Annotated in this window: 4 protein-coding genes; all 4 read left to right on the top strand. The window is 33.8% G+C overall.

From position 1 onward, the window contains the following. Positions 1–154: 154 nt before the first annotated feature. The 4 genes from Q0762_RS03305 (at position 155) to Q0762_RS03290 (ending at position 12,299) form a co-directional block, all read left to right on the top strand. Entirely contained in the window at positions 155–2,071 is a 1,917-nt protein-coding gene (locus tag Q0762_RS03305) for a hypothetical protein (RefSeq protein WP_298763523.1), read from the top strand. A gap of 358 nt (positions 2,072–2,429) precedes the next feature. Further along, on the top strand, positions 2,430–5,780 hold the full coding sequence (locus Q0762_RS03300; protein WP_298763520.1) for a glycosyl hydrolase: 3,351 nt from the start codon (positions 2,430–2,432) through the stop codon (positions 5,778–5,780). Between the two features lie 75 nt (positions 5,781–5,855). Continuing rightward, positions 5,856–9,023, top strand: a complete 3,168-nt coding sequence (locus Q0762_RS03295; protein WP_298763517.1) for a family 78 glycoside hydrolase catalytic domain — start codon at positions 5,856–5,858, stop codon at positions 9,021–9,023. A 12-nt stretch (positions 9,024–9,035) separates the two neighbouring features. Further along, on the top strand, positions 9,036–12,299 hold the full coding sequence (locus Q0762_RS03290) for a family 78 glycoside hydrolase catalytic domain (RefSeq protein WP_298763515.1): 3,264 nt from the start codon (positions 9,036–9,038) through the stop codon (positions 12,297–12,299). Positions 12,300–12,308: the final 9 nt, after the last annotated feature.

Genomic DNA, 12,308 nt, shown 5'->3' with positions numbered 1-12,308 from the left:
ATTTCAGTACTTTAATTTACTAAAAATCTATCTTTTTTGCTAATAAAATCTATCTAAATATTAATCGAACTCGGGTTTGTAAAACAGGATAAAACAGGATGGTTAATTTAGGTCATCCAATTAACTTCGATTTGCATCAAAACACAAAACTTCAATGAAAAGACGTAACTTTTTACAACTTTCAGCTCTAGCAGGTGTTGGTTTAACATTACCAATGTCAGGATTATTAAATGCTTGTTCTAGTCATGCAGAACATTCCTTAGAATTTAAATACTTAATAAGTGGTTTGTTAAAAGATTGGAGTGATGGGATGTTAAAAGTACAAATCAACGATCCTTCTAATTTAGATATTCATGGAGCTTTGGGTTGCCCTTCTTGCTCTCATATTCATGGAAGATGTATGGATGCTGTGTATCCATTTTTATATATGGCAGATAAAACTGGCGATCAAAAATATGTAGAAGGAGCAAAATTGGTAATGCTTTGGGCAGAAAATAATGTTTCTCAAGAAAATGGAGCTTGGACCGTAATTAAAAATCCAAAATCTTGGAAAGGAATTACCGTTTTTGGTGCAATAGCTCTTGCAGAAGCATTACATTATCATGGTCATGTTTTAGACGATGCTACAAAACAAGCTTGGACAAAACGTTTAGAAAAAGCAGGTCAATATATTTATGACACATTTACAATAGATTTTACAAATATTAATTATCCAGGAACAGCAGTTTATGGATTAAACTTAATAGGCAACGTTTTAAATAGAGACGATTTTAAAGCGAAAAGTAAAAAATTAGCTGCTGAAGTAAAAGTATATTTTACAGAAAATGAAGGTTTACTATTTGGTGAATGTAAAAAGAGTTCTAGTAAGTTAAGCGAAAAAGGATTACATGGTGTAGATTTAGGTTATAATGTAGAAGAAACCTTGAATAGCTTGGTGATGTATGCGATTAAAGAAAAAGATGATGAATTATTACAAATCTTAACAAAATCGTTAAACAGTCATTTAGAATTTATGTTGCCAGATGGCGCTTGGGATAATAGTTGGGGTAACAGAATGTACAAATGGAGTTATTGGGGCAGTAGAACTTGTGATGGCAGTCAACCAGCATTTGGAATGATGGCAAACATCAATCCTGCATTTGGAACAGCAGCTGTAAAAAATACAGAATTATTGCAACGTTGCACAGCAGACGGATTAATTCATGGAGGTCCTGGGTTTATTGAGGCAGGAATTCCACCTTGTGTGCATCATACGTTTACACACGCAAAACCTTTGGCAGCATTGTTAGATCATTGGGATCATTTACCAGAAATAAATGCAAATACAAGTTTACCTAGAGCAACTGCAGATGGTGTAAAACATTTTAAAGATTTAGATGTGTATCTTTTTGCAAGAGGAGATTGGAGAGGAACTGTAAGTGCTTACGATGCAGAATATCATTATAAATACGATTATCGTCAAGCTTCAGGAGGTGCTTTGGGTGTTTTGTATCATAATAAAGTAGGATTATTATGTGCAGCAAGTATGGCAGAATATGCTTTGGTTGAAAAAAACAATCAACAAGTACAACCCAATAAAGACATTTGTTTAACACCTAGAATTGAAACCTTTAAAGATGATGTTTGGTATACAAATCTATACGATTTACCAGCAACAGTATCTTCAAAAGATGAAAATGGTAAGATTGAATTAATAGCAGACACAAAATTAAAAAATGTAGACAGAAAAGAAGTTACAGGAACTGCTGCTGCATTTGATATTGCATACAAGTGTTCTGCTGATAAAACTGAAATTAAAGTAACTACACAACAAGATATTATAACACAAACGGCTTTTGTGTTGCCAATAGTTTCGCCTTCAAGCGAAGTAGTAACAACAATTACTGAAAACAAAATTACCATTCAAAAGCCAGAAGGTTTGGTAACTATTGCAGCAAATGCTCCAATTAAAACCAAAGAAATGGAAGGAAAAAGAACCTTTAATATGGTGCCAGGAGTAGAAGCATTACCTTTAGAAGTATTTTTTGAAGAAGGGCAAAAAGAATTAAAAATAGCAATAGAAATTAGTTAATTTTTTTTTGCTTTTATATATTGATGCTTAAAAACCGGTTGTTTAGTGTTCTTAATTAAAATGACTCTAAACCAAGTTTTGCAAAGTATTTCCTTTAGTTTTTTACATATCTTAATCGTTTTTATTTTTAAAATAGAAGAATTTTGTTAAGAAAATAGCTGGGTTTATTTCTTTTTTAGGTGAAAGAATAAATCCGAGGCTTAACCATGATATTACAGGATAATTTTTCCTAGTCTTTACGGTACATTTATAAATCCTTTATACTTCATCAAATTTGTAAAGAAATTCTATGTTGTTGCCTGCAAAAAAGTGCAGAAAAGGCAAAAAATTACTCGAATTAAAAACCAAAACCTAAGTTGTGAAAAATAGCAGTCAACAAACCTTACTATTTTCTTTATTATTATTCATAAGTGTATCCTGTTTTGCTCAGCAAAAAGAAATTATTGATTTAGAAGAGCAATTCATCAATCCACCAAACTCAGCAAGACCTCAAACGTGGATGCACGCTTTAAATGGTAATATGTCTAAAGAAGGGCTTACCAAAGATTTAGAATCTTTGGCAGAAGTTGGAGTTGGAGGAATATTATTATTCAATATTGGCTATGGTATTCCAAGTGGAAACATAGAATACAATTCGCCAGAACATATTGCAATGCTTACACATGCAGCAAAAGAATCTGAACGCTTAGGATTAAATTTTGGAGTACACAATTGTGATGGATGGTCTGCAAGCGGCGGACCTTGGATTTCTCCAGAGCAATCTATGAAAATGGTGGTGCATAGTGAAACGATTGTAAATGGAGGTAAAGAAATTTCATTGCAATTGAAACAGCCAACGATTAGAAAAGACTATTACAAAGACATTGCAGTTTTAGCATATCCATCAATGCTATCAGAATTGGCAGACGATAATAACAAACCTACAATTTCGTCTTCAGATAAAGAACTAGATCTATCTGTTATTTCAGATGGAACAATTAATACGTTTACTACAATTCATGGTTCAAAAGAAAAACCAGGAAGTATTTTGTATTCCTATAAAAAACCTTTTCAATTAAAATCTTTAAGTATCAGCACAAATAGTAGAAGGCCAGCCATAAAAGTATATGTTTCTAATGATGGTAAAAATTTTACAGAAATTGATGCACCATACAAACGCAGACCCGGAAAAAAAGAATTCGATTTAACTAGAGTTTACGATGGTATTACTACCCAATACATTAAAATTGAAACGCCAGCAAAAAAGGTAGGGATCTATGAGATTGCTTTGTCTTCAACACAATTTATCGTAGATCAATTGGCAAGAAGATCTATGTCGAGGACAGATGCATCTAAACTTCAACCAGTAGGTAATCCAGCAGAAGGAATGGTTATCAACAAATCTCAAATCATCAATCTTACGGCTAATGTTGATGCTTCTGGAATGTTAAAAACCAAGCTACCAAAAGGAAATTGGACGGTTTTACGTTTTGGTTACACATCAACAGGTGCTTATAACAACCCTGCAACAGATTCTGGTAGAGGTTTAGAAGTAGATAAATACCACAAACCTTCTGTAAAAGTGCATTATGATGCGTTTACTAAAAAAGTAGTAAAAGCAGCAATGCCTTTAGCTCCAAATGCAATGCAATATGTAGAAATTGATAGTTATGAAATGGGAGGCCAAAATTGGACTTTTGATTATGATAAAATTTTTAAAGATAGATTTGGCTACGATCTAATTTCTTTTTTACCAATTTACGCAGGTCGTTTTGTAGAAAGTGCAGCAGCGTCAGAGGCTGTAACTTATGATATTAGAAAGTTGAATAGTGAGTTGATGGTAGAAAATTACTTTGGTTATTTTACAGAGTTAAGCCATAAAGATGGTATAAAAACCTACATAGAACCTTATGGAAATGGACCAATGGATAATTTAGCTACTGGTGGAAAAGCAGATATTCCTATGGGTGAATTTTGGACAATCCATCCTATTGATCAAGAAAAAACACCTCCAACAATTGTAAGTTCTGCTGTAAGTGCAGCGCATTTGTATGGTAAAAATATTATTTCTGCGGAATCTTTTACTGCTCCTTCTAAATTAAATTGGAAAGGGCATCCTGCTATGAATAAGAAATCTGGAGACCGTATTTGGACAATGGGTATCAACGAATTTATGTTTCATCGTTTTGCACATCAACCTAATACACATGTTGCTCCAGGAATGACAATGGGACCTTGGGGTTCTCATTTTGATAGAACCAATACTTGGTGGAAAAATGCTGGAAAATCTTGGTTTACTTATATGGCAAGAGGGCAAAATTTATTACGAAAAGGAAATCCTGTTTACGATTTTCTTGTTTTTCCTGGTGATGCTTCGCCAAATCCGGGTTTCAATCCAAAATTGCCATCACAAATAAAACATTTAACAACCAATAGTGAGGTGTTAATTAATAGAATTACTGTAGAAAAGGGATTGTTAAAATTACCCGAAGGAATTGAGTTTAAAGCATTAATTCTGGGTAATATTCAAAAGATTGAATTGCCAACACTACGTCGTTTAAAAGAATTATCTGATTTAGGAGCAACACTTATTGGAAAAAAACCTACAGCGCTAGCAGCTTATAAAATAACAAAAGCACAGCAAAAAGAATTCAATGCTTTAGTAAGTTATACTTGGGGTAAACCGACTACAATTACAACCATGAATTGGGATACTTTACTACCCAAATTAAATGTTACTGCAGATTTCACAATAAAAGGTAAAGAAACTGCAGATTTTATCCATAGAAAAACAACATCAGAAGATATTTATTTCTTTTATAATGAAGACGATGCTCCAAAAGTATTTGAATGTTCGTTTAATGTAAATGGTAAAATTCCTGAATTGTGGAACCCGATGACTGGAGAAATTACCAAATTGGCGCAATTTTCTAGTAAAAATGGCAAAACACAAGTGCCTATTTTCTTAGAAAACCAAGAATCAACCTTTGTAATATTTAGAGAATCAGTAAAAGAACTACCAGTGGTTGAAGTGAAACCTTCTAAAAATATTGAATATTTTTTTGATGCAAATGATAAGATTAAAGCAGAAGTAAAGGCAAATGGCAATTACCAAACAACGTTATCAAATGGAAAAAATATAGCAATAAAGGTTGATGATATACTAGCCCCAAAAACTTTAGAAGGAAGTTGGGAAGTGGAGTTTAAAAAAGAAAATGGCTACGAAGGTACGCACACGTTTTCTGAATTAACAGATTGGAAAGATCATCAGAATAAAAATATCAAGTATTATTCAGGAACTGCTATTTACAAAAAGACCTTTAAAATAAGTAGAAAATTACTTAAAAAAGACCGCAAGTTGTTTTTAGATTTAGGTAAAATAAGCGTTGCAGCTAGAGTTATTTTAAACGGTAAAGATTTGGGGGTTTCTTGGATTGCGCCTTATGAAATAGAGATTACAAAAGCAGCGAAATCAGGTAAAAACGAATTGATTATTGAAGTGACCAATCTTTGGACAAACCGATTAATTGGAGACGAAGCTTTACCAGATACAAGTGGGTATAGCAAACAAGCCAAACAAATGCCAGATTGGTTCACTAACAACAAACCTGCACCAGAAAGCGAAAGACATACGTTTACCGTATTTAATTTTTATAAGAGAGACAAAACCTTAATTTCTTCAGGACTTTTAGGGCCCGTGAGAATTAAATCAACAAAGCTTATTTTTTAACGTAAATAAGTTTGCATTAAACCTTTTAAAATGAAGTTAATAACAATTGCTTTTACAATTTTGAAGACTAAGACCATGAAAAGATTTTTTTTCAATTCTATTGGTATGAATTCTTCTTTGTTGTTTGTATTTGCATTACTAGCTTTTGCATCTTGTACAAATGAATCAGTTATTGTTAAGGATCTTAAATGTGAATATCGAATTAATCCTCTAGGAATAGACAATATTGCTCCAAGGTTAAGCTGGAAACTTATAGACGAAAATAAAACAAAAGGTCAAAAACAAACAGCATATCAAGTTTTAGTGGCAAGTAGCATTGCAAATCTTAATGATGATAATGGAGACTTGTGGGATTCTGGAAAAGCATCAACAAATAAGTCTGTAAACATTTTGTACGCTGGGAAAGAACTTATTTCTAATCAGAAATGTTATTGGAAAGTAAAAGTTTGGGATGTGAACGGAAAAGTTTCAAACTACAGCAAACCCGCTTTATTTTCTGTAGGATTACTAAAAGCTAGTGACTGGAAAGGAGATTGGATTCAGAAAAAAGATCAAGAAAAAACAGACCAAAATTGGTATAGAAAAACGTTTGAACTTTCGGAAACACCAACTTCTGGAATGGTACATTTGGCGTCTTATGGTTATCACGAATTGTACGTAAATGGAGAAAAAATTACGGATAATGTAATGAATCCAGTGTTGTCTTATATGAAAACGCGTATCCCATATTTAACCTATGATATTAAAGATAAATTAAAAAAAGGTAAAAATGTGATTGCAGTTTGGCATGCTGGAGGTTGGACACGTTGGAGAAGAATTAGAGAATTCAAAAATCCGCCTTTTATATTTAAAGCACAAGCAGCAATAAAAGCAGGAGAAAATACAATTGCAATAGTTTCTGATGCATCTTGGAAATGTAAAAACAGTTTAAGTAAATACATTGGTGGTTGGGATATTCAAGATTTTGGTGGAGAACTAATTGATGCCAGAAAATCTGATCCAAACTGGAATACAGCAGACTATGATGACAGCAGTTGGGAACAAGCAATCGTGTGGAAAGGAAAAACGGCTAAATATTTAAGTGCACAACGTGTAGAGCCGCAAGTGCGTTACCAAACGCTAAAACCAGTAGCAATTAAAGGTAATGGACCTTATGTTATAGATATGGGAAGAAACTATTCTGGTCAATTTGAAATTGATTTGAGAAACGGAAAAGAAGGCGATACCATTACTATAGAAATTAGCGATATAAAAGGCGTAACTTGCAATAAAAGTCAACGTAGCAAATATGTTTTTGATAAAACAGGAAAAGGGAAATTTGCCAATCGATTCAATTACGCTGGCGGAAGATGGTACACCATTTCAGGTTTAAATTACAAACCAGAACTAAAAGACATAAAAGGCTATGTGTTAACGAATGATAGAAAACGCATCAGTTCGTTTGAATGTTCTAACGAATTGCTCAATCAGATTTACGAAATAAACATCAATACCTTATTGGCAAATACTTTAGATGGTATTATGATGGATTGCCCACACAGAGAACGAAGAGGTTGGGGAGAAGTTACTGTGTCTGCAATGTATGGTGATGCTTTTCCTAATTTTGAAAGTGGTGCCTATATGGATCAATATATGCAATATATGCTAGATGCACAGTTTCCTGACGGACGAACACGTGCCATTGTAAACGAAGAAGATCGTCCTTTTTTAATGTGGCAAGCGAATAATCCACTAACCATTTGGGAAACCTACAGAACTTTTGGAGATATAAAAATTTTAGCAGATAATTATGAGTCTATGGAAAAGTGGATGGATTGGTTATTGAAAAATTCTAATTTTGAAACTGGTGGATCTTTAGTTGCAGGTGAAGAAGGAAAACGTGCTTTTCCTGGTTTAGGCGATTGGGCAACACCTCATGGTAACGATTTTACAAGCTGTAATGCACCTGATGCAGTACATTTTAACAACTGTTTGTATGCGTATATGTTAGCTATTGCAAAAAATATAGCAACCGAACTTGGCAAAAAACAAGACGCAACCAAATATGATGCAAGATTAAAGGTACAGAGAAATGCAACCCATAATAATAGCTATAATGTTACAACTGGAAATTATGGAACTGGTAGACAAGTAGACCAAGCTTTTGCACTATTTTCTGGGGTTACTCCAGCTTCCGAAAAAGAAAAAGTGTATAATAATTTGGTAGATAGAATGTTGTACAGTTTTCCATATTATGATGTGGGCAGTTCTGGGCAAGCCTTGTACACTCGTTATTTTATTGAATCTGGCGAACGTATGGATTTAATTTATGAAGTACTTACAGATAAAAGTCATCCTAGTTATGGGTATTTTATAGCACAAGGCGAAACCACTTGGCCAGAATTGTGGTCTAGTACTGGACCAAGTAGAATTCATACCTGTTATACAGGTATTGGTGGGTATTTTATTAAAGGTTTTGGTGGTATTCGTGTAGATCCAGAAAACTATGGTTTTCAAAAGTTTATCATAAAGCCAGCGTTGGTAGGCGATTTAACTTTTGCCAATACTTCGTTAGAATCCCTTTATGGAAACATTGTAAGCAATTGGACGAAGTCTGAAGATAGCGCAACTTTTCATTTTGAAATTCCAGAAAATACATCCGCAAAAATATACATACCAGCAACAAATGCTGATCAAGTTTTAGAAAACGGACAACCAATTTCTAAAGCAAACCACATAAAATATCTAGGAACAGAAAAAAGTGACGCAGTTGGGCAATACATCATTTTTGAAGTCGCATCTGGTGTTTATGATTTTACTTCAAATGAATTACCGAAAAAAGCGTATCCAAAACCACAATACAGAGGAACAAATGTAGCACTTACAGCAAGAGCTAGTGCTTCTTCTATGTATTTTACAGATGCTCAAAACCCAGGTTTTGAAGCGTTCAGAACCAATGATAACGATGAGGCTAGCAAATGGATAGCTCGTAAGAAAAATGATCAATGGTTAGAAATGGAATGGATGCAACCTCAAAAAATAAATAAAGTAGTTATTAACGAGTTGGGTGAAAATATAAGCAATTATAAAATTCAATATTGGAATGGAAGTACTTGGGTTGATATTGCATCAGGAAACAAATGTGGGAAAAATAAAACAATAGTATTTGATGCAGTTACTGCAAAAAAATGCCGTTTATACATTGTTTCAGCATTGAATCCTGCATCCATTAGTGAATTTGAAATACATAATTTATCAGAATAAAACAGTTTACAAATGAAAAATAAGTTAAAGTCAATCTTTAATGGCATTATAGTTTTAGTTTTCATAAGTCTAATAAGTAGTTGTAGTGCTAATCTTTCAACAGCGCCTTCAGATCTTAGATGCGAATATCGCGTAAATCCTTTGGGAATAGACAACACAAGCCCAAGATTAAGCTGGAAATTGAAACAAGAAAATCCTGAAAGAGGACAAAAACAGACGGCATATCAAATATTGGTTGCAAGTAGTTTAGACAATTTAAAAAGTAATAATGGCGATGTTTGGGATTCTGGCAAAGTAGATTCCAATCAGTCTGTAAACGTAACCTATCAAGGTAATGAACTAGCTTCTGCAAAACAGTATTTCTGGAAAGTAAAGGTTTGGGATAAAGACGGAGTTGCATCAAACTGGAGTGATTTTGGGAGATTTTCTATGGGATTACTCAAAAAATCGGATTGGAAAGGCGATTGGATTTTAAAATCCGATCAGAAAAAAACCGACCACAACTGGTACAGAAAAAAGGTAACACTTTCAGACAAAGCAGAATCTGCATTTGTTTTTGTTGGATCTTTTGGGTATCACGAATTGTACGTAAATGGAGAAAAAATTACGGAGAATGTAATGAATCCTGTTTCTACCTATATGAAGAAAAGAATTGCGTATTTAACTTATGATATTTCAGATAAACTAAAAAAAGGAGATAACGTTATTGCCATTTGGCACGCTGCAGGTTGGGCTCGTTGGCGACGCATTAGAGAATACAGAAACATCCCTTTTGTGTTTAAAGCGCAAGCAGAAATCGTATCAGGAGGAGAAAATATTACCCTAAAAACAGATACAAGTTGGAAAACCAAAAAGAGTTATACATCTTATTACGGTGATTGGGATATTTTACGTTTTGGAGGCGAAACCATAGATGACCGTAAACGAGAAGATGATTGGAATACAGTAGCTTATAATGATAGCAATTGGATGAATGCCAGTGTGTACAATCACAAAGAATTAAACGCTAAAATACCAGATGGCAACAACATCAGTTTTGCATTAAATAGCAGAAAAGATAGAGAAGTACGTGCATTATATAGTCCTATTAGAGCTACTTTAAGCGCACAAATGGTAGAGCCTCAGGTAAAATTTAAAGAAATAAAAGCCATTGGAGTTGATAAAAATGAAGACGGAACGTACAGAATTGATATGGGCGAAAACTACACTGGTTTTTTCGAAATGGATCTGTATAAAGGACAAGAAGGCGATTCTATTTTGTTTGAAATAAGCGATCAAACAGAAACAACCACAAGCTGGAACCAAAAGAGTAAATACATTTATGGGAAATCTGGAAAAGGAAAATTTAAAAATCGTTTTAATGTTGCAGGTGGAAGATGGGTTACCGTTTATGGATTAAAATATAAACCTAAAATAGAAGACGCAAAAGGATATGTGATTACCAATGATAGAAGACAGGTAAGTAAGTTTAGCTCATCAAACGAACAACTCAATCAAATTTATCAAATCAACTTAAACACGTATTTAGCGAATACTATGGATGGACTTTTGGTAGATTGTCCACATCGTGAAAGACGTGGTTGGGGAGAAGTTACTGTAGCTGCAATGTATGGTGATGCCTTGCCAAATTTTGAAAGTGGTGCGTATATGGATCAATATTTGCAGTACACTAGAGATGCACAATTATCAGACGGTCAAACGAGAGCTGTTTTAAATGAAGAAGACCGTCCGTTTTTAATGTGGAAAGCCAATAGCCCATTAACTGTTTGGGAAACTTATAGAATGTTAGGTGATAAAAAAGTGTTATTAGACAATTATAAATCGATGCAAAAATGGATGACTTGGTTGTATGAACATTCAAATGCTAATACTGATGGAGCTTTAAAAATAGGAGAACAAGGAAAAAGAGAAATGCCAGGTTTAGGAGATTGGTGTACTCCAAGAGGTAATTTTTGGACTAGTAGTAATTCTCCAGACGCTGCACATTTTAACAATTGTGTGTATGCGTTTATGTTGGAAAATGCAATGCAAATTGCAGAGACTTTGGGCAAAACTGAGGATGCTAAAACCTATGCAGAAAGATTAAAAGTGCAACAAGAGGCCACTCATAAATTGTCTTACAATCCAGAAACTGGTAAGTATTTAAAGGGTTATCAAGTAGATCAAGCCTTTGCTTTATTATCTGGTGTAACGCCTTTATCTGAAAAAGAAAAAGTAGAAGATGTTTTGGTAGATAATATATTGTATAAATTTCCATATTACGACACAGGAAGTTCTGGGCAAGCATTATACACGCGTTATTTTACAGAATCTGGTGAACGTATGGATTTAATTTACGAGTTGCTACAAGACAAACACCACCCAAGTTATGGCTACTTTTTAGAGCAAGGTAAAACGGTTTGGCCAGAACGTTGGTCTGCTATAGGTAACAGCCAAATACATACTTGTTATACAGGAATTGGAGGTTATTTTATCAAAGGTTTTGGAGGGATTCGTCCAAATTCAGAGCAATTAGGCATGCAAAATATGATGATTAAACCAGCTCCTGTCGGAGATTTAACCTTTGCAAATACTGAATACGAATCGATGTATGGAAATGTGGTTGTCAATTGGAAAAAAGAAGGAAAAGGCGCAACATTTCATATTGAAATTCCTGTAAATACAAGTGCAAAAGTGTATTTACCAGCAACAAGTAAAGATGAAATTCAAGAAAGTAGTGTATTGGCTGAAAATGCAGAAGGCATTACTTTTGTAGGAACAGAAAAAAGCAAAGCTGTTGGCAATTACGTAATTTACAATGTTACTTCTGGAATATATGATTTTAAAGTTGATGAAATGCTAAAAACACAATTTCCAGCACCTTTAGAAGATATTAAAAATCTAGCAAAATTAGGTAGAATGAATGCCTCATCGATGTTTATTCAAACTGAAAAATTACCCGTTTTTGAAGCCTTTAGAGTAAATGATGAAGACGAAGCAACACGTTGGTTGGCAACAGAAACTAAAAATCAATATTTGGAGGTAGAATGGGTGAAACCACAAACTTTTAATCAAGTTGTTGTAGATGAATTTGAGGAGAATATCACTTCTTATAAACTACAATATTGGGAAAATGAGGGTTGGAAAGATATTGTAAAAGGAAGGGGTTGTGGGGCAAATAAAATGCATCAATTTGATGCGGTGCAAGCTACAAAATGCAGGCTTTTAATTATAGATGCAAAACAAGCGCCGTCTATTAAAGAAATTAAAATTTTTAATAATAATGGTAACAAATAATAACTGATA

It is taken from the genome of uncultured Polaribacter sp., from assembly GCF_947495205.1.
Lineage (GTDB): Bacteria > Bacteroidota > Bacteroidia > Flavobacteriales > Flavobacteriaceae > Polaribacter.
The sequence above is the reverse complement of the archived record's forward strand: the minus strand, read 5'-3'. Positions and strand labels throughout refer to the sequence as shown.